The organism is Streptomyces sp. NPDC001568, from assembly GCF_042893755.1.
Classification (GTDB): domain Bacteria; phylum Actinomycetota; class Actinomycetes; order Streptomycetales; family Streptomycetaceae; genus Streptomyces.
The window spans coordinates 93,464-111,150 of the sequence record NZ_JBIAVF010000015.1 but is presented as its reverse complement, the minus strand read 5'-3'; the positions used below and the strand labels follow the sequence as shown (position 1 = coordinate 111,150).

Below are 17,687 nucleotides of genomic sequence, written 5' to 3'. Positions count from 1 at the left end.
ACCATGAACGTTGTGACCCCGGCAGGCGGCGACAGCGTGGCGGCCCGTGGCTGGCCGGGCCTCCTCGACGCCCTGCTGACCGGTCGGAACCTCGGTGCGGACGACACCGCCTGGGCGATGGAGCAGATCATGCGGGGCGAGGCCACCGACGCGCAGATCGCCGGCTTCGTGGTCGCGCTGCGGGCCAAGGGGGAGACCGTCGCGGAGATCAACGGCATGGTGCGGGCCATGTACGAACACGCCAACCTGATCGAGGTCCCGGGCCGGACGGTGGACATCGTCGGCACCGGCGGCGACGGCGCCAAGACGGTCAACATCTCGACCATGTCGGCGATCGTGGTGGCCGGCACGGGCGCGAAGGTCGTCAAGCACGGGAACCGGGCGGCGTCCTCCGCGAGCGGCTCCTCCGACGTGCTGGAGAAGCTCGGCGTCAACCTCAACCTCACCCCGGCCCGGGTCGTGGAGGTCGTCGAGGAAGCCGGGATCACGCTCTGCTTCGCGGTGAAGTTCCACCCGGCGCTGCGGCACGTGGCGGCCGCCCGCAAGGAGTTGGGCATCCGGACGACCTTCAACTTCCTCGGCCCCCTGACCAACCCGGCCAAGGTGCGGGCCCAGGCCACGGGCGTGGCCGATCCCCGGGTGGCCCCCATCATGGCGGGGGTGCTGGCCGAACGGGGCTCCTCCGCGCTGGTGTTCCGCGGGGACGACGGCCTCGACGAGTTGACCACCACCGCCACCTCGCGGGTGTGGTGGGTCCGGGACGGCTCGGTCACCGAGACCCCCTTCGACCCGCGCGACATCGGGATCCCGCTCGTCGACGTGTCGGCGCTGCGCGGCGAGGACGCCTCGTACAACGCCGACGTCGCCCGCCGGCTGCTGGCGGGGGAGACCGGCCCCGTCCGGGACGCCGTACTGCTGAACTCGGCCGCGGCCCTGGTGGCGCTGGACCCGGGGACGGGCTCCCTGGAGGAGCAGCTCGCGGCGGGCGTGACCCGGGCGGCCCAGTCCATCGACTCGGGATCCGCTCGCGCCGCGCTGGACCGCTGGGTGGCGGCGAGCAACGCCTGAGGCACCGTTTCGGCCAAGACCCCGGTCCGCATCGTGGACCGGGGTCTTGCGCACGGGAGATCGTGTGGCAGGATTCTGACCAGGTCACGAGTGACAGCGTTTAGGCCCCGGCTTGCTGTCCGGCAACCCTCCTTCCGTGGCGGGGTGCCCCGGGTGATGACCAGGCCGTAGGCAGCGAGGTCTACGGCAAGCGCGGATCCCTCGATACCAGGGGTCCTGGTCTCTCGAGGAGCGTTTTCCGTGAGCAAGCGAATGCGATAGGGCGACTCCGCCCCCACTTCACCCCTCGGACCGGGGCACTTCCGTGCATCCCGCGTCACTCCGAGGGCTTTCCCGTACCCCGACGGCCGCAGCGCCGCATCCGCGTACGGGCACACCGAAGCCATTCCGCCCTGCCTGCCGGGAGATACCGCCATGTCCGCATCCCTGAACGCCGCCGCCGTCGCCACCGCCACCGACGTGTGCGTCGACGAGCCCACCTGCGCCGAGCCGCTGGCCGTGCTCGGCCGCGACGTCACCGTCCCGCTCGTGACCGGCGGCGAGGTCACCTACGCCGCCCTGGACTACGCTGCCAGCGCCCCGGCGCTCCAGCGGGTCTGGGACGACGTCGCCGCCTACGCCCCCTACTACGGCAGCGTCCACCGCGGGGCCGGCTACCTCTCCCAGCTCTCCACCGACCTCTTCGAGCAGAGCCGCGTCACCGTCGCCGAGTTCCTCGACTGCCGGGCCTCCGACCAGGTGGTCTTCACCCGGTCCACCACCGACTCCCTCAACCTGCTCGCCGCCGTCCTGCCGGCCGACTGCCAGGTGTTCGTCTTCGAGACCGAGCACCACGCCTCGCTGCTGCCCTGGACGAACGCCCGCGTCACCTACCTCAACGCCCCCCGCACCCCCGGCGAGGCCGTCGCCACCCTGGAGCGGGCGCTCGCCGACCGCACTGCGTCGATTGAAGAGGGTTACGGCCCGGCGCTGGTCTGCGTCACCGGCGCCTCCAACGTCACCGGCGAGCTGTGGCCGGTCAAGGAACTCGCCGCCGCCGCGCACGCCCACGGCGCGCGGATCGTCCTGGACGCCGCCCAGCTGGCCCCGCACCACCCCGTCTCCGTCCGGGACCTCGACGTGGACTGGGTCGCCTTCTCCGGCCACAAGCTGTACGCCCCCTTCGGCTCGGGCGTCCTCGCCGGCCGCGCGGACTGGCTCCAGGAGGCCGACCCGTACCTCGCCGGCGGCGGCGCCTCCCGCAAGGTGGCCCGCCGCGAGGACGGCGGCGTCGACGTCGAGTGGCACACCACCGCCGCCCGGCACGAGGCCGGTTCCCCGAACGTCATCGGCGTCTACTCCATCGCCTCCGCCTGCAAGGCCCTGAAGGAGGCCGGGTTCGAGAACCTGGTCGCCCGCGAGAACCACCTCATCGCGAAGGTCCGCGAGGGCCTGTCGGAGGTCCCGGCCGTACGCGTCCTGTCCCTGTTCGGGGACGACGCCCCGCGCGTCGGCGTCATCTCCTTCGTGGTCGACGGCTGGAACAGCTCCCACTTCGCCGCCGCCCTGTCCGCCGAGTACGGCATCGGCGTCCGCGACGGCCTCTTCTGCGCCCACCCGCTGGTCCGCACCCTCCTCGGCAGCGAGCCGCAGGAGCCGGGCGAGTGCGGGGCGCCGGAGGCCGCGCCGGGGGAGCGCTCGCTGAACGCCATCCGCGTCAGCTTCGGCGCGGGCACCCCCGACGAGCACGTCGAGCGGTTCGTCCGCGCGGTGAAGGAACTCGTCGCGGACGGCGCCAAGTGGCAGTACCGCACCGAAGAGGGCCGCTGCGTCCCGGCCGTCTGAGCTCGTTCGGGTCATGACGTACGGGGATCGGCCACCCGTGCTCCGCGCGGCCGTCGACAGGCCGCTGCCCGGGGACCCCGAGGGTGAGGCCACCGGGGCGCGGGCGTACGTCGCGCACGTCGACGGGGATCTCGGCGGCTACCCGCGCGGGTACCTGATCCGGCTCCGGGAGGGGCGCCCCGCCCGGGTGGGCGAGGCGCTGCCCGGGCTGTGAACGCTACGCGTCGAGGCCGATCGCGAAGGCGGCCTCGAGGTCGTGCTGGGAGTACGTGCGGAACGCGACGTGCGTGTCCGTCGCCTCGACGCCGGGGATCTTGCTGATGCTGCCCGGGATGATGTCCGCGAGGTTCTCGTGGCGGGCGACGCGGACCAGCGCGATCAGGTCGTACGTTCCGGTGACCGAGTAGACCTCGCTGACGCTGTCCAGCTGCGCGATGGACTCGGCGATCTCGGGGATGCGGTCCACGCTGGTCTTGATGAGCACGATCGCGGTGATCACGGTTGGCTGTCTCCCTCGCCGGATGTCACTGGTCGCCTCACTGTAGTCGTACGCCGATATCGGGCCCACGCGTACAGGAAGCCGAGGGAGAAGCCCACCACGTGGGCCAGGTAGGCCACCCCCGGACCGCTGTCCGCCCGGTGCGCCGCCAGCCATTGCAGGCCGAACCAGAAGAGCAGCACGATCCACGCCGGGAAGCGCAGCGGCAGGAACAGCAGGAACGGGAACAGGCTGGTCACCCGGGCGTGCGGGAACAGGCAGAGGAAGGCGCCGAGGACCGCCGAGATCGCGCCGGACGCGCCGACCAGGGTCTGGTCGGAGGAGGCGTTGGCCGCCGCGTACGAGGCCAGTGCGAGGTATCCGGTGCAGACGTAGAACACGAGGAAGGGCGCGCGGCCCATCCGTTCCTCCGTCATCGCCCCGAAGACGTACAGGAAGAGCATGTTCCCGAGCAGGTGCAGCCAACTGCCGTGGACGAAGAGGGCCGTCAGGGGGGTGAGCAGCGCCCGGCCGGCTCCCGAGAACAGTTCGTCCGGGACCACGCCCCAGTGCCGGAAGTACGCGGTGCCCGTCTCCGTCAGCCGATCTCCCGTCCCGTACGAGGGGTTCAGGCCCGATGCCGGGCCGAGGACGAACGCCACGCAGCAGCCGGCGATCAGCGCGTACGTGATCACCGGGCCCCGGGCGGCCTCGCGGACGGTCCGCCACCTTACGATCATGCGACAGAGCATGACGCAGGTGGACCCCCTCGGGGGTGGTGCCAGGCCGTAGGGTTACGTGCGCGGTCCGCGGACCGCCGCGGAAGGCTTTGATTGAATGAGCTACGAAGGAGAGAGCGGCCTGATGACGGTTCCCCTGCCGACCGACACCACCCGGTGGCGCTGCACGCTGTGCGGCAACCTCACGCGGTTCGACGTCACCCGATCGTCGAAGGTCGTGGAGTACGTCCACCTGGACCTCGCCGGGGAGCCCAAGGTCGAGGAACGCGAGGTGGTCAGTGAGACCATCGAGTCGGTCCGCTGCCGCTGGTGCAACGCGGTGGACCAGATCGAACTCGTGGACAGGCCGGGCACCGACTCCTGACGGAGCCGGGCCCACAGTAGATCACGGTAGGGGTGACGGATTGTGGAGCCAGCAAGCGGCGCTGAGCCGGCCGACGAGGCCGGCGACGCCGCCGAGGCGCTCGACCGCCCGCTGCCCGAAGGCGTGCGGCGCCGGGTCGTCGCGCTCGTCTCGGACGCCTTCGGCGGCCTGACGGTCGCCGACCTCCCGGCGCAGCTGCGCCAGTACGCGCGGTTCACCCCGACCCGGCGCGCCAAGTTCGCCGGCAACGCGATGGCCGCCGCCGTGGAGACGGACGCCGTCTTCCGCGGCCGGGTCGCGGACAAGCTGCGCGAGGCGCAGCCGGAGCTGACCGGGGCGCTGGAGTCGGGTGCGCCACCGGCCGCGGCCGACCCGCTGGACGTGGCGGCCGCCGCGTACGTGCTGCGCCCGGCCGGCTGGGTCAAGCTGGTGGCCTCCGCGGGCGAGGAGGCGCAGCGCGCCGACGCCGAACGGGTGGGCGACGAGACGCGGCGCGAACTGGAGCGGCTGCGCGAGGAGCTGGCCCAGGTACGGGAACTGCAGCGTTCGGGCGGCGAGCAGGTGCGCGCCGACCTAGAGGCGGCCCGCAAGGAAGCCGAATCGCTTCAGCGCAAGCTGCGCAGCGCCCTGAGCGACGTCAAGCGGGGCGAGGCGGCCCTGCGCAAGGTGGGCGCCGAGGTCGACGGGATCCGCGGGGAGGCGGCCGCGCAGGTGGCCGCCGCCGAGAGCGAGTCCCGGCGGCTCAAGTCCCGCCTCGCGGAGGTGGAGTCGGCGCTGGAGATCTCGCGCCGGGCCACCCGGGAGGGCCGGAGCATCGAGGACATGCGGCTGCGGTTGCTGCTGGACACCGTCCTGGACGCGGCGGCCGGGCTGCGGCGCGAGCTGGCGCTGCCGCCGGTCAGCACCCGTCCCGCGGACACCGTGGAGGCGGTGGAGCCGGGTCGGATGACGCCGAAGGACATCGCGGCGCGGGCCCTGTCGGAGACCGATCCGGCGTTGCTGGACCAGTTGTTGGCGCTGCCCCAGGCGCATCTGGTGGTCGACGGCTACAACGTGACGAAGACCGGCTATCCGACGATGCCGCTGGAGAAGCAGCGGCTGCGCCTGCTGGGCGGGCTGTCGATGCTGGCCGCGCAGACGGGCGCCGAGATGACCTGCGTGTTCGACGGGGCGGAGCTGGCGGCGCCGGTGCTGCTCGCGCCGCCGCGCGGGGTGCGGGTGCTGTTCTCCAAGGCGGGCGTGACGGCGGACGAGCTGATCCGCCAGCTGGTGCGGGCCGAACCGCCGGGCCGCCCGGTGGTCGTGGTCTCCACCGACCGTGAGGTGGCCGACGGGGTCGCGAAGGCGGGAGCCCGGCCCGTGACGTCCGCCCTGCTCCTGAAGCGGCTTTCGCGCGTTTCGTAACCGCCGGGCGCAATGCCGGGATTGGCGGTGTCCGTGGGGGACGCACCGTCAGTCCGTCGGCACGCAGCGTGCGGCCCGGGTAAAGAAGCGGGCAGGACGACGAATTTTTCCGTACGGGCATTTGAAGTGATCAAGCGCGTGTCACTAGGGTCTGCTCAAACCTTCGTGCGGTAGTTCACTCATTCGAGTGGCGACGGGGTTGCTGCCGGGCGTGCGTTCCCCCTCGGCGGTCCGAGGAAGAAGGAGCTCGTCTCCGTGGCGTCCCACCGTCGACCCAAGCACCCGGCCCGCGCGCGCGTGACCGTGCTCACCGCCACCGCCGCGGCGGCCGTCGCGCTCTCCTCGCACTCGGCCGTGGCCGCCCCGGACAAACCGAACAAGGACGAGGTCAAGACCAAGGTCGACACCCTCTACGAGGAGGCCGAGCAGGCCACCGAGAAGTTCAACGGGGCCAAGGAGCGCCAGGAGAAGCTGGAGAAGGAGATCGCCCAGCTCCAGGACCAGGTCGCCCGCGGCCAGGACGAGCTCAACACCCTGCGCACCACGCTCGGTTCGATGGCCACCGCCCAGTACCGCGGCGGCGGATTCGACCAGTCGGTGGAACTCTTCCTCTCCGCCGACCCCGAGACCTACCTCGACAAGGCCGCCACCCTCCAGCAGTTGAGCGGCAAGCAGGTCGACGCCATCGGCAAGATCCAGGCCAAGCAGCGCACCCTCGCACAGCAGCGCCAGGAGGCCTCGGGCAAGCTCGCCGACCTCGACGCCACGCGCAAGGAGCTCAGCGAGAAGAAGAAGGCCTCCCAGGACAAGCTCGCCGAGGCCCAGGCCCTCCTCAACACCCTGACCGCGCAGGAGCGCAGGCAGCTGAAGGACGAGGACGCGAAGGCCGGCGAGGCCGCCCGCGGCGAAGGCGAACGCACCCCCGCCGCGCCGCCCGCCAACGCCTCCGGCCGGGCCGCCGCCGCGCTCGCCGCCGCCAAGACCAAACTGGGCAGCGCCTACATATCCGGCGCCGAGGGCCCCAGCGCCTTCGACTGCTCCGGGCTGGTGCAGTGGGCGTACAAGCAGGCCGGGGTGTCCGTCACCCGCACCACCTACACCCAGGCGAACGAGGGCACCCGCATCAGCCGGAGCCAGCTCCAGCCCGGTGACCTCGTCTTCTTCTACGGCGACCTGCACCACGTCGGCCTGTACGCGGGAAACAACACCACCCTGCACGCCTCCAACCCGCGCGGCGGCGTCAAGTACGAGTCGATCGACAACATGCCGTTCCAGTTCGGCGTCCGCATCTGAGACGACCCGCTCCCGCCGGGACGCGCCCGCGCACCGCCCATCCGGGCGAATTCCCGCGTCCCGCCGCGACCGCACGCCCCGCCCATGACCTGCGTCTGAGGCGGGGCGTCCGCGTACGGGCCCGCCGGCGGTCGTTGGTCGGCGCGTGGTCGCGCCGCTACTGTCTGCCAGCGCGGAACCCGGCACACGGCCGTCCACGGAGGGCGGACCCGGGCCCCGCGCAGCGGAAGGGAGCGGTTCCACGTGGCGTCCCATCGCCGGACCGGGCTCACCAGCCTCGACCGGAACACCAAGGTCACCGTCTTCACCGCCGCGGCGGCCACCGCCGCCGTAGCCATGACGGGCGCACCCGCAGGTGCGGCCCCCGGCCTCCCGCAAGAGCCCCCCTCGGGCACCCGGGCCCAGGTCGACCGGCTCTTCGAGGAGGCCGAGCAGGCGACCGAGCAGTTCAACGCGGCCGGGGAGAAGGCCGACCGGCTGCGCGCCGACATCGGCAGGGCCCAGGACGCGGTGGCCCGCGGCCAGGACCGGATCAACACCATGCGCGGCGTCCTCGGCACCTTCGCCGGAGCCCAGTACCGCTCGGGCGGCCTCGACCCCACCGTCGAGCTGATGCTCTCCGACGACCCGAACGACTATCTGGACAAGGCCGCCGTCCTGAACCGGCTCAGCGGCCGGCAGGCCCGCCAACTGGGCGAACTCCGCGAGGAGCAGCGCCGGCTCGGCCAGCAGCGCCAGGAGGCCTCCCACAAGCTGGCCGAACTCGACGCCCTGCGCGCGGACGTCGCCCGGCACAAGCGCTCCGTCACCGCGAAGCTCGCCGCCGCCCGCCGGCTGCTCAACGAGATGCCGACCGGGGAGCGCGCCGACTTCGAGCGGGCCTCGCGCTCCGGCGGTCGCCCCGGCGCGCCGCCCGAGCCGGCCGTCTCCGGCCATGCCTCGGGCCGGGCCATGACGGCCGTGATGGCCGCCCGCGCCGCGGTGGGAAAGCCGTACGTGTGGGGCTCCACCGGCCCCTCCGGCTTCGACTGCTCCGGGCTGATGGTGTGGTCGTACCGGCAGGCGGGGGTCTCGCTGCCGCGCACCTCGCAGGCCCAGCGCGGCGCGGGCCGGCAGGTCCCGCTCTCGCAGGCCCAGCCCGGCGACCTGGTGACGTACCGCTCGGACGCCAGTCACGTCGGGATGTACGTCGGCAACGGCCAGGTCGTCCACGCCCCCTACCCGGGAGCCCGGGTGCGCTACGACCCGGTCGGGATGATGCCGGTGTCCTCGGTCACCCGACCGTAGGGCGTCCCCGCGAAGTCCCTCCCGGTCGTGGGCACGCCCCCGGGCGGCGCCGCGGCCGGGGGCCCCGCCCCGCCGGGCGCTGCGTACGATCGGGCGGTGACCCCCCTGCCGCGAGCCGTCGTCCGCCTCCTGCTGCCGTGCCTGCTCGCGGTGGCCGGGTGCACGGCGCCCGCTCCGGCCGGCGTCGACGGGCGCGACGTCCGGCGGGCCGTGGCCGACTGGTCCGCCGCGCCGCCCGCGCGGCTGGCCGGGATCCCGCTGGAGGGCTGGTCGTACGAGGTCGCCTCGATCCGGCGGGACGGCGTACGGGCCACCGCGCGGGCCCGGCTGCGCTACGGCCTCGCCGGCCACGACGGCGCCCCCACCGAGGCGGACCGCGAGGTGGAGCTCACCCGTGGCGCGGCCGGCTGGCGGGTCGACGGGGACCGGCCCGCGCCGGGCGCGCTGCCGCAGTTGTGGGACCAGGGCGAACCCGAGGTGGCGCGGGGCGCGCACGCGCTGGTCCTCGGGGTCGGGCAGAGCCCGCGGACCCTGTCGGACATCGCCGCGGAGGCCGACCGGGCCGTGCCCGCCGTGAGCGCCGCATGGCCGGGGAAGTGGGCCGGGCGGGTGGTGGTCCTGGTCCCCGGCAGCCTGGACGCGATGGCCGCGCTGCTCGGCCGGCCGGCCGACGCCTACCGGGGCCTGGGCGCCGTCACCACGGGAAGCACCGGGAGCGGCCCGGCCCCCGCCGACCGGGTCGTCGTCAACCCGGAGGGGTACGCGCAACTGTCCGAGCGGGGCAAGCGGATCCTGCTGACCCACGAGACCACCCATGTCGCGACCCGCGCCGCGACCACCGCCAGGACCCCGCTGTGGCTGTCCGAGGGCTTCGCCGACTGGGTGGCGTACCGCGACACCGGGCTGACTCCGGTCGTAGCCGCGCCCGCCCTCGGCCGGGCCGTGCGACGCGGAGAGGTCCCCGCCGAGCTGCCACCGGACGAGGCCTTCGCCTTCGGCGGCGACCCGGAAGCCCAGGCCAGGGCGTACGAGGGGGCCTGGCTGGCCTGCCGGCTCGTCGCCGACAGGTGGGGCGGGGCCGCGCTGAGCGCACTGTACGAACGGGCCGGACGCGAAGGGCCGGCGACCGCGCTCGCGCAGACCATCGGGGGAGACCCGGCCGGCCTGACCACCGCCTGGCAGGCGGCGCTGCGCACGGAACTCGGCGGGGGCGCTCCCGCCACCGGCTGAGCGCCGGCGTCCGCGCCCGGTGGCCGCGGGCGCGTCCGGTACTTTGGCCGGTGATGCACAAGACGCTGATCGTGACCAACGACTTCCCGCCGCGCCCGGGCGGCATCCAGGCCTTCCTGCACAACATGGCGCTGCGCCTGGATCCCGACCGGATCGTCGTCTACGCCTCCACCTGGAAGCACGGCGAGGAGGGCCGCGCGGCCACCGCCGCCTTCGACGCGGAACAGCCGTTCCAGGTGGTGCGCGACCGTACGACGATGCTCCTGCCGACCCCCCGGGTGACCCGGCGCGCGGTCGGCCTGCTGCGCGAACACGGCTGCGAGTCCGTGTGGTTCGGGGCGGCCGCCCCGCTGGGCCTGATGGGCCCGGCGCTGCGGCGCGCGGGCGCGCGCCGGCTCGTCGCCACCACGCACGGGCACGAGGCCGGCTGGGCCCAACTGCCCGCGGCCCGGCAACTGCTGCGCCGCATCGGCGAGGGCACGGACACCCTGACCTACCTGGGGGAGTACACGCGCGCGCGGATCGCCTCGGCGGTGACCGACCGGGCGGCGGCGCGGATGGTGCAACTGCCGCCGGGGGTCGACGAGAAGACCTTCCACCCCGGATCGGGCGGCGCCGCGGTGCGGGCCCGGCTCGGGCTCACCGACCGCCCGGTCGTCGTGTGCGTCTCGCGGCTGGTCCCGCGCAAGGGGCAGGACACCTTGATCGAGGCGATGCCGCGGATCCTGGCCTCCGTGCCGGACGCGGTGCTGCTCGTCGTGGGCGGCGGCCCGTACGAGGCCGACCTGCGAAGGCTCGCCGTGTCCACCGGGGTGGCCCGTTCCGTGGTCTTCACCGGGGCCGTTCCCTGGGCCGAACTCCCGGCCCACTACGGCGCGGGCGACGTGTTCGCGATGCCGTGCCGGACCCGACGCGGCGGCCTGGACGTCGAAGGACTCGGCATCGTCTACCTGGAGGCCTCGGCGACGGGCCTGCCCGTGGTGGCGGGTGATTCCGGCGGAGCCCCCGACGCCGTACTGGACGGGGAGACGGGCTGGGTCGTGCGCGGCGGCTCCCCCGAGGAGGCGGCCGACCGGATCACGGCCCTGCTCCAGGACCCGGAACTGCGCCGCAGCATGGGCGAGCGGGGCCGCGCCTGGGTCGAGGAGAAGTGGCGCTGGGACCTGCTCGCGGAACGGCTGCGCGAGCTGCTGTAGGCGCGGTCCCGAGCCCCCTTTCCACGGGGAAGGGGGTCCGGGAAGGGGGGGATTATCGCTCCCGACGGCCCCGCCGCGGGCGAAGTCCGGCGAATCGCGCGGACCCCGGCGGGGGCCGCATACGGTCGAGCCATGTCTGACTGTCACTCAGAAGCGTGTCAGTGCGGGTTATGGCCGGTTGGGCGGAATCCGCTCATGATGCGGCCATGACACCCAACCTGACGCGTCGTCATGTCCTGGGGCTCGGCGCCCTCCAGGCCGCCGCGGCGCTCGGCTTCACCCGCATCGGTCCGGCCGCCGCCGCGGGCGCCGAGCCGCCACCCGCCCGGTACGCCCCCGCCATCGTCGTCGGCTCCGGCTACGGATCCGCCGTCGCCGCCCTGCGGCTCGGGCAGGCCGGCGTACGTACCGTCGTCCTCGAAATGGGGCGGCTGTGGGACACCCCCGGGCCCGACGGCAAGATCTTCCCCGCCACCTCGGCGCCCGACCACCGCTCCATGTGGTTCCGCACCCGCACCGAGGCCCCGCTCGCCCAGTTCCTCTGGCTCGACGTGGTCAACCGCGACATCAGCCCCTACCCCGGCGTCCTGGACCGGGTGCACTACGGCGACATGTCCGTGTACGTGGGGCGGGGCGTCGGTGGCGGCTCCCTGGTCAACGGCGGCATGGCGCCGACCCCGCGCCGCTCGTACTTCTCCGAGGTGCTGCCCCAGGTCGACGCCGACGAGATGTACGGCACCTACTACCCCCGGGCCCGCGCCATGCTCGGCGTCAACGACATCGACCCGGCCTGGTTCGAGTCCACCGAGTGGTACCGCTTCGCCCGGACCTCGCGCAAGCACGCCCACAACACCGGACTGAAGACCGTGTTCGTGCCCAACGTCTACGACTTCGACCACATGAAGCGCGAGGCCGCCGGCACCGCCCCCCGCTCCGCGCTCGCAGGCGAGGTCATCTACGGCAACAACCACGGCAAGAAGAGCGTCGACAAGACCTACCTCGCCGCCGCCCTCGGCACCGGCAACGTCACCATCGAGACCATGCAGCGCGTGGTCGGCGTCCGCCCGGACCCGGCGGGCGGCTACGTCCTCACCGTCCGCACCAGTGACCTCAGCGGACGCGTCACGCAGGTCCGCGAGCTGGGCTGTCGCCAACTCTTCCTCGGCGCCGGCAGCCTCGGTACGACCGAGATCCTGCTCCGCGCCAGGGAAACCGGCACCCTGCCCGCGCTGAACGACCAGGTCGGACTCGGCTGGGGGCCCAACGGCAACGTCATGACCGCCCGCGCCAACCACATCTGGGACACCGTCGGCGCCAACCAGGCCACCATGCCCGCCCTCGGCATCGACGACTGGGACAACGCGGCGAACCCGGTCTTCGCCGAGATCGCCCCGCTGCCCATGGGCTTCGAGCACTGGATCTCGATGTACCTGGCCATCACCAAGAACCCGGAACGCGGGCACTTCACCTACGACGCCGCCACCGACTCGGCGCGGCTCCAGTGGCGGCGGGCACAGAGCGACCCGTCGCTGAACGCGGCCAAGAACCTCTTCGACCGCATCAACCGCCGCAACTTCACCGTCTACCGGCACGACCTCTTCGGCGGAAACCGGGCGTTCGCCGGCGACTTCACCTACCACCCGCTGGGCGGCTGCGTGCTCGGCCGCGCGACGGACGCCTACGGCCGCGCCAAGGGCTACCAGGGCCTCTACGTGGTGGACGGATCCCTCGTCCCCGGCTCGCTCGGGGTGAACCCGTTCGTGACGATCACGGCCCTCGCGGAGCGGAACATGGCGCGGATCCTCGCCGAGGACCCGCGCTAGGCCGCCGCCCCTTCCGGACCCGTCAGGCCCGGTACAGGTTCTCGATCTCGTCCGCGAAGTCCTTCGCCACCACGTTCCGCTTCAGCTTCAGCGACGGCGTGATGTGGCCCGACTCCTCCGTGAACTGGGAGGGCAGAATGCGGAATTTCCGCACCGATTCCGCCTTGGAAACCGCCGCGTTGCCGTCGTCCACGGCCTGCTGGACGGCGGCGATCAGATCCGCGTCCTCCCGCAGCTCCGCCGCCGTCACGCCCGCCGGCTTGCCGTGTTCCACGGCCCAGCGGCCGAGGAACTCCTCGTCGATGGTGACCAGCGCGGCGACGAACGGCCGCGCGTCGCCGACCACCATGCACTCCGCGACCAGCGCGTGGGCGCGGATCCGGTCCTCGATCACCGCGGGCGCCACGTTCTTGCCGCCCGCCGTGACGATGAGTTCCTTCTTGCGGCCGGTGATCGCGAGGTATCCGTCCTCGTCGAGGGTGCCGACGTCGCCGGTGTGGAACCAGCCGTCGGTGAGCGCCTCGGCGGTCGCCGCCTCGTTCTTCCAGTACCCGGTGAAGACGTGCTCGCCGTGCAGCAGCACCTCGCCGTCGTCCGCGATGCGCACCACGGAGCCCGGCAGCGGCTGACCGACCGTACCGATCTTCTGCTTGTCCCACGGGTTGAAGGTGGTGGCCGCGCAGGACTCGGTCAGGCCGTAGCCCTCCAGCACCGTGAAACCGATGCCGCGGAAGAAGTGCCCGAGCCGCTCGCCCAGCGGCGCGCCGCCGGAGATCGCGTACTCGCCGCGCCCGCCGAGGACCGCGTGCAGCTTGCTGTAGACGAGCTTCGAGAACAGCTTGTGCTTGAGCTTCAGCCCGAAGGACGGCCCGCGCGGGGTGTCCAGCGCGCGGCTGTACGCGATCGCCGTCTCGGCGGCGGCGTCGAAGATCCGGCCCTTGCCGTCGGCCTGCGCCTTGGCGCGCGCCGAGTTGTAGACCTTCTCGAAGACGCGCGGCACGCCCAGGATCAGCGTCGGCCGGAAGGACTGGAGCTCGTCGGTCAGGTTCTTGATGTCCGGTACGCAACCCAGCCGGATCGGCGCCAGCACGGCCGCCACCTCCACCAGGCGTCCGAAGACGTGCGCCGCGGGCAGGAACAGCAGCACCGAGCACTCGCCGGTCTTGAACAGCGGGCTCAGCCGCTCGACCGCGTTGCCGCACTCGGCGAAGAAGTTCCGGTGGGAGAGCACGCAGCCCTTGGGGCGGCCGGTCGTGCCCGAGGTGTAGACGATGGTCGCCGGGTCGTCGGCGTTCGCCAGACCGCTGCGCTCGTCGACCTCCGCGTCGGTGATCGCGGCGCCCGCGGCCTTCAGCGACTCCAGGGCGCCCTGCTCGATCTCCCAGACCTCGCGCAGCTCCGGCAGCCGGTCGCGCAGCGCGGCCACGGCCCCGCTGTGGCCCGGGCTCTCGACGATCGCCGCGGCGGCGCCGGAGTCGCCGAGGATCCACTGGATCTGCTCGGGGGAGCTGGTCTCGTACACGGGGACGGTGACCGCGCCCGCGCTCCAGATCGCGAAGTCGAACAGGACCCACTCGTAGCGGGTGCGGGAGATCAGGGCGACCCGGTCGCCCGGCTGGATCCCCGCCGCCATCAGGCCCTTGGCGGCGGCCCGTACCTCGGCGAGGAACTCCGTCGCGGTCACGTCCTGCCACCGGCCGTCCACCTTGCGGCTCATGACGGCGGTGTCTGGATGCTGAGCGGCGTTGCGGCGGATGAGATCCGTCAGGTTCCCGTCCGACGGGACCTCGTACAGAGCCGGAAGGCTGAACTCGCGCAAGACTGCTGCTCCTCTGGGCGCCATCGCCACCGTGTGGACCGACCGGACGTTACCCACCGGTAGTGGGTTCCGGATAGAGGGAACCGGCCAGATGTTCCGTGCGTCACATTCTGTACATCGTCAGACATTGCCAGGACGTCGCACGCCCGGTATCGGCGATGCCGACAGTAGTCGACCCTGTTTGCGACTAGGAAGTAACCGCAGGTCCGGCGGGCTTCCAGGGCCGCTCTACCCGTCCGGCCCGGTCGCCCCTAGGGTTGCGGGCATGGGTGGCAGCAGGAGTCGTACGAAGGTCCACGTCGTCAGCGACGTCCATGGCAACGTCGAGGCGCTGGCCCGGGCCAAGGACGGCGCCGACGCGCTGATCTGCCTCGGTGACCTGGTGCTCTTCCTCGACTACGCCGACCACTCGCGCGGCATCTTCCCCGACCTGTTCGGCGTGGAGAACGCCGACCGCATCGTCGAGCTGCGCACGGCCCGGAAGTTCACCGAGGCACGTGATTTCGGCCGCCGGCTGTGGGCCGGACTGGACCGGGACCGGCTGATCGAGGAAGCCGTGCGACGTCAGTACGCCCAGATGTTCGCGGCCTTCCCCTCCCCGACGTACGCCACCTACGGCAACGTCGACGTCCCGTCGCTGTGGCCCGAGTACGCGGGCCCGGGCACGACCGTCCTCGACGGGCAGCGGGTGGAGATCGGCGGCCGCGTCTTCGGCTTCGTCGGCGGCGGACTGCCCTCCCCGATGCGCACGCCGTACGAGGTGTCCGAGGAGGAGTACGCCGCCAAGGTGGAGGCGCTGGGCGAGGTCGACGTGCTGTGCTCGCACATTCCGCCCGAGGTCCCCGAGCTCTGCTACGACACCGTGGCCCGCCGCTTCGAACGCGGCAGCGAGGCCCTGCTGGCCGCCATCCGCCGCACCAAACCGCGGTACGCGCTCTTCGGCCACGTCCACCAGCCGCTGGCCCGGCGCATGCGGATCGGCGGCACGGAATGCGTGAACGTGGGCCACTTCGCCTCGACCGGGCGGCCGTGGGCCCTGGAGTGGTGAACTCCGCCGCCCCCGCTCCTCGAAGAGCCCGGCGGGAGGCGCTGGAGTGGCCGCACCCACACGCGCGGTAGCCTTCACGCGGCGGCCGGAGGCCTCCCGCACACTTGTCGAACACTCCCCGGAGGAGCGACCGCGATGGCGGAACACACCAGCTCGAGCATCACGATCGAGGCCTCGCCGGCCGACGTCATGGCCGTGATCGCCGACTTCGCCCGCTACCCCGAATGGACCGGCGAGGTGAAGGAGGCGGAGGTGCTCGCCACCGACGCCGCGGGCCGGGCCGAGAAGGTGCGCCTGTTGCTCGACGCGGGCGCGATCAAGGACGACCACACCCTCGCGTACGCCTGGAAGGGCTCGGACGAGGTCAGCTGGACCCTGGACAAGTCCCAGATGCTGCGCCAGCTCGACGGCTCGTACCGGCTGTCGCCGCTGGACGGCGGCCGCCGCACGGAGGTCACCTACCAGCTGACCGTGGACGTCAAGATCCCGATGCTGGGCATGATCAAGCGCAAGGCGGAGAAGGTCATCATCGACCGCGCGCTGGCGGGCCTGAAGAAGCGCGTCGAATCCGCCTGATCCCGGCACGGGGATCGGCCCGACCCCGCCAGGGGGGCGGGCGCCGTCCCTGCCCCTGATGCCGGTGGTGGCTCCGGTGGTGGCCCCGGTGTTTGGCCGCGGCCCGGTGCCGGTGCGGCTCCCGGCGCGGCCGGCGGCCTCCTGTCGCCCGTCCTGACGCGCCGCGGGCACGGGGCCGCGGGGCACCGATCCCGCTTCGCGCCGCCGGTCCCGGCGCGCGCCACCGCGGCCGGACCCCGTCCGCCGGGCCGGCCGGTCGGGCGCCCGTCCTCGGCCGGGGCCACCCTCGGGCCGAGTTCGCCCCCGGGCCGCGCCCGATCCGTACGAGGAGAACCATGCCCCGCACCCTGCTGATCACCGGCCCCGGAGGGGCGGGGCGGACCACCGTCGCCGCCGCGACCGCGCTCGCCGCGGCCCGCGCGGGACAGCGGGTGCTGCTGCTCTCCGGGGACCCGGCGGCCGACCCCGGGACCGTTCCCGGGCTGAGGTTCGCCGGCATCGACTCCGGCGAGGAGTTCCGCGCCGAGCTCGCCGCCCTCCAGGAACGCGGAGCCTCCCTCATCGGCATGCTCGGCGGACGCCCGCTCGGCGCCGAGGAACTCACCGAACTGCCCGGCGCCGAACAGTTCGCCCTGCTCCGCGCCCTGCGCCGGGCCGCCACCGCACCCGCGACGGACCTCGTCGTCGTGGACATGCCCCCGCTGCACCAGACCGTGGCCACCCTCGCGCTCCCCGCCCAGCTGCGCCGCTACCTGGCCCGGCTGCTGCCCGCCGAACGACAGGCGGCCCGCGCCCTGCGCCCCGTACTGGCCCAGCTGGCGGGCGTCCCGATGCCCGCCCAGTGGCTCTACGAGGCCGCCGCCCGCTGGGACGAGGAGCTCGCCGCCGTCCAGGCCGTCGTCGAGGCCGCCGACACGGCCGTACGGGTCGTCGCCGAGCCCGGGGACGCCGCGACCGCCACCCTGCGCGCCGGGCTCCTCGGCCTCGCCCTGCACCAGCTGCCCGTCACCGACCTGGTGGCCAACCGCCTCGCGCCCCGGGAGTCCGCCGATCCCTGGGTCGCGGGCATCGCGGCCCGGCAGGACGAGTTCCGCGAGGAGTGGGGCCGGGACCTCCGCGTCCTGGCCCTGCCCCACACGGGCCGGGAGCCGCGCGGCCCGGGTGAGCTGGCCGCCCTCGCCGCCGCCGGCCCGCTCGTCCCCCCGGACGCCCCCGGACGCCCCCGCTGGGCCGTGGAGGACCGGCGGGCCGAGGACGGGGTGCTGGTCTGGGTGGTTCCGCTGCCCCGGGCCCGCAAGAGCGAGCTCGACCTGATCCGGCGCGGTGACGAGCTGCTCCTCGCGGTGGGCCCCCACCGCAGGATCGTTCCCCTGCCCGCCGTACTGCGCCGCTGCACCGTTTCCGGCGCCGCCCTCACCGACGGCGTGCTCCGCGTCCGCTTCACCCCGGACCCCCAGCTGTGGCCACGGACGCACTGAGCGCCGTACCGCCGTTCGGGTAAGGTCGAAAGTGGCTGCACCGTACGCCCCGCAAGGAG

Annotated in this window: 16 protein-coding genes and 1 riboswitch; of the genes, 13 read left to right on the top strand and 3 right to left on the bottom strand. The window is 73.3% G+C overall.

Annotation, left to right across the window (positions count from 1 at the left end; translation table 11 throughout):
• Window positions 1-3 precede the first annotated feature (3 nt).
• From trpD to ACFY0I_RS26715, 3 genes are all read left to right on the top strand, one after another.
• Window positions 4-1,068, top strand: coding sequence for an anthranilate phosphoribosyltransferase (gene trpD / locus ACFY0I_RS26725; RefSeq protein WP_388900613.1), 1,065 nt, complete (start codon window positions 4-6; stop codon window positions 1,066-1,068).
• 82 nt (window positions 1,069-1,150) lie between these two features.
• Window positions 1,151-1,267: riboswitch (SAM riboswitch) on the top strand.
• Window positions 1,268-1,482: 215 nt separating this feature from the next.
• Window positions 1,483-2,892 (top strand): aminotransferase class V-fold PLP-dependent enzyme, encoded by a 1,410-nt coding sequence (locus ACFY0I_RS26720; RefSeq protein WP_388900611.1) that lies wholly within the window; start codon window positions 1,483-1,485, stop codon window positions 2,890-2,892.
• Window positions 2,893-2,905: 13 nt separating this feature from the next.
• Window positions 2,906-3,106 carry a hypothetical protein gene (locus ACFY0I_RS26715; RefSeq protein ID WP_388900610.1) on the top strand — a complete coding sequence of 67 codons (201 nt, stop codon included), beginning with the start codon at window positions 2,906-2,908 and terminating at the stop codon, window positions 3,104-3,106.
• A gap of 3 nt (window positions 3,107-3,109) precedes the next feature.
• On the opposite strand, the gene ACFY0I_RS26710 is transcribed toward ACFY0I_RS26715, so the two are convergent.
• Window positions 3,110-3,391 (bottom strand): Lrp/AsnC family transcriptional regulator, encoded by a 282-nt coding sequence (locus ACFY0I_RS26710; RefSeq protein WP_281204614.1) that lies wholly within the window; start codon window positions 3,389-3,391, stop codon window positions 3,110-3,112.
• The gene (locus ACFY0I_RS26705; RefSeq protein ID WP_388900608.1) at window positions 3,388-4,122 is read right to left on the bottom strand and encodes a rhomboid family intramembrane serine protease; all 735 of its coding nucleotides are present in this window, start codon (window positions 4,120-4,122) and stop codon (window positions 3,388-3,390) included. Before ACFY0I_RS26705 ends, ACFY0I_RS26710 begins: the two co-directional genes overlap by 4 nt.
• Before the next feature lie 112 nt (window positions 4,123-4,234).
• Between ACFY0I_RS26705 and ACFY0I_RS26700 the strand changes: the two genes are divergently transcribed.
• The 7 genes from ACFY0I_RS26700 (at window position 4,235) to ACFY0I_RS26670 (ending at window position 12,707) form a co-directional block, all read left to right on the top strand.
• Window positions 4,235-4,474, top strand: a complete 240-nt coding sequence (locus ACFY0I_RS26700) for a hypothetical protein (RefSeq protein WP_007263676.1) — start codon at window positions 4,235-4,237, stop codon at window positions 4,472-4,474.
• A 39-nt stretch (window positions 4,475-4,513) separates the two neighbouring features.
• Window positions 4,514-5,878 carry an NYN domain-containing protein gene (locus ACFY0I_RS26695; protein WP_388900794.1) on the top strand — a complete coding sequence of 455 codons (1,365 nt, stop codon included), beginning with the start codon at window positions 4,514-4,516 and terminating at the stop codon, window positions 5,876-5,878.
• Window positions 5,879-6,133: 255 nt separating this feature from the next.
• Window positions 6,134-7,171, top strand: a complete 1,038-nt coding sequence (locus ACFY0I_RS26690) for an NlpC/P60 family protein (RefSeq protein ID WP_388900606.1) — start codon at window positions 6,134-6,136, stop codon at window positions 7,169-7,171.
• A 243-nt stretch (window positions 7,172-7,414) separates the two neighbouring features.
• Window positions 7,415-8,458, top strand: coding sequence for an NlpC/P60 family protein (locus tag ACFY0I_RS26685; protein ID WP_388900604.1), 1,044 nt, complete (start codon window positions 7,415-7,417; stop codon window positions 8,456-8,458).
• 96 nt (window positions 8,459-8,554) lie between these two features.
• Window positions 8,555-9,688 carry a hypothetical protein gene (locus ACFY0I_RS26680; RefSeq protein WP_388900602.1) on the top strand — a complete coding sequence of 378 codons (1,134 nt, stop codon included), beginning with the start codon at window positions 8,555-8,557 and terminating at the stop codon, window positions 9,686-9,688.
• A gap of 53 nt (window positions 9,689-9,741) precedes the next feature.
• Window positions 9,742-10,884 carry a glycosyltransferase family 4 protein gene (locus ACFY0I_RS26675; RefSeq protein WP_388900600.1) on the top strand — a complete coding sequence of 381 codons (1,143 nt, stop codon included), beginning with the start codon at window positions 9,742-9,744 and terminating at the stop codon, window positions 10,882-10,884.
• A 206-nt stretch (window positions 10,885-11,090) separates the two neighbouring features.
• Window positions 11,091-12,707 carry a GMC oxidoreductase gene (locus tag ACFY0I_RS26670; RefSeq protein WP_388900599.1) on the top strand — a complete coding sequence of 539 codons (1,617 nt, stop codon included), beginning with the start codon at window positions 11,091-11,093 and terminating at the stop codon, window positions 12,705-12,707.
• A 22-nt stretch (window positions 12,708-12,729) separates the two neighbouring features.
• Here the strand turns inward: ACFY0I_RS26670 and ACFY0I_RS26665 are convergent, their stop codons facing one another.
• Window positions 12,730-14,526 carry an AMP-dependent synthetase/ligase gene (locus ACFY0I_RS26665; RefSeq protein WP_388900597.1) on the bottom strand — a complete coding sequence of 599 codons (1,797 nt, stop codon included), beginning with the start codon at window positions 14,524-14,526 and terminating at the stop codon, window positions 12,730-12,732.
• A gap of 265 nt (window positions 14,527-14,791) precedes the next feature.
• On the opposite strand from ACFY0I_RS26665, the gene ACFY0I_RS26660 reads away from it, so the two are divergent.
• The 3 genes from ACFY0I_RS26660 (at window position 14,792) to ACFY0I_RS26650 (ending at window position 17,628) form a co-directional block, all read left to right on the top strand.
• On the top strand, window positions 14,792-15,574 hold the full coding sequence (locus ACFY0I_RS26660; protein WP_388900595.1) for a metallophosphoesterase: 783 nt from the start codon (window positions 14,792-14,794) through the stop codon (window positions 15,572-15,574).
• 135 nt (window positions 15,575-15,709) lie between these two features.
• Complete coding sequence (locus ACFY0I_RS26655; protein WP_388900593.1) at window positions 15,710-16,150, top strand: SRPBCC family protein; 441 nt, start codon at window positions 15,710-15,712, stop codon at window positions 16,148-16,150.
• Window positions 16,151-16,485: 335 nt separating this feature from the next.
• Window positions 16,486-17,628 (top strand): ArsA-related P-loop ATPase, encoded by a 1,143-nt coding sequence (locus tag ACFY0I_RS26650; protein ID WP_388900591.1) that lies wholly within the window; start codon window positions 16,486-16,488, stop codon window positions 17,626-17,628.
• The last annotated feature ends 59 nt before the right edge of the window (window positions 17,629-17,687 follow it).

Bases quoted from the DNA above. Each gene is read 5' to 3' on its own strand.
- ACFY0I_RS26720 (WP_388900611.1), top strand. From the start codon at position 1,483: ATGTCCGCATCCCTGAACGCCGCCGCCGTCGCCACCGCCACCGACGTG.
- ACFY0I_RS26670 (WP_388900599.1), top strand. From the start codon at position 11,091: ATGACACCCAACCTGACGCGTCGTCATGTCCTGGGGCTCGGCGCCCTC.
- ACFY0I_RS26675 (WP_388900600.1), top strand. From the start codon at position 9,742: ATGCACAAGACGCTGATCGTGACCAACGACTTCCCGCCGCGCCCGGGC.
- ACFY0I_RS26715 (WP_388900610.1), top strand. From the start codon at position 2,906: ATGACGTACGGGGATCGGCCACCCGTGCTCCGCGCGGCCGTCGACAGG.
- trpD (WP_388900613.1), top strand. From the start codon at position 4: ATGAACGTTGTGACCCCGGCAGGCGGCGACAGCGTGGCGGCCCGTGGC.
- ACFY0I_RS26650 (WP_388900591.1), top strand. From the start codon at position 16,486: ATGCCCCGCACCCTGCTGATCACCGGCCCCGGAGGGGCGGGGCGGACC.
- ACFY0I_RS26655 (WP_388900593.1), top strand. From the start codon at position 15,710: ATGGCGGAACACACCAGCTCGAGCATCACGATCGAGGCCTCGCCGGCC.
- ACFY0I_RS26700 (WP_007263676.1), top strand. From the start codon at position 4,235: ATGACGGTTCCCCTGCCGACCGACACCACCCGGTGGCGCTGCACGCTG.
- ACFY0I_RS26660 (WP_388900595.1), top strand. From the start codon at position 14,792: ATGGGTGGCAGCAGGAGTCGTACGAAGGTCCACGTCGTCAGCGACGTC.
- ACFY0I_RS26705 (WP_388900608.1), bottom strand. From the start codon at position 4,122: ATGCTCTGTCGCATGATCGTAAGGTGGCGGACCGTCCGCGAGGCCGCC.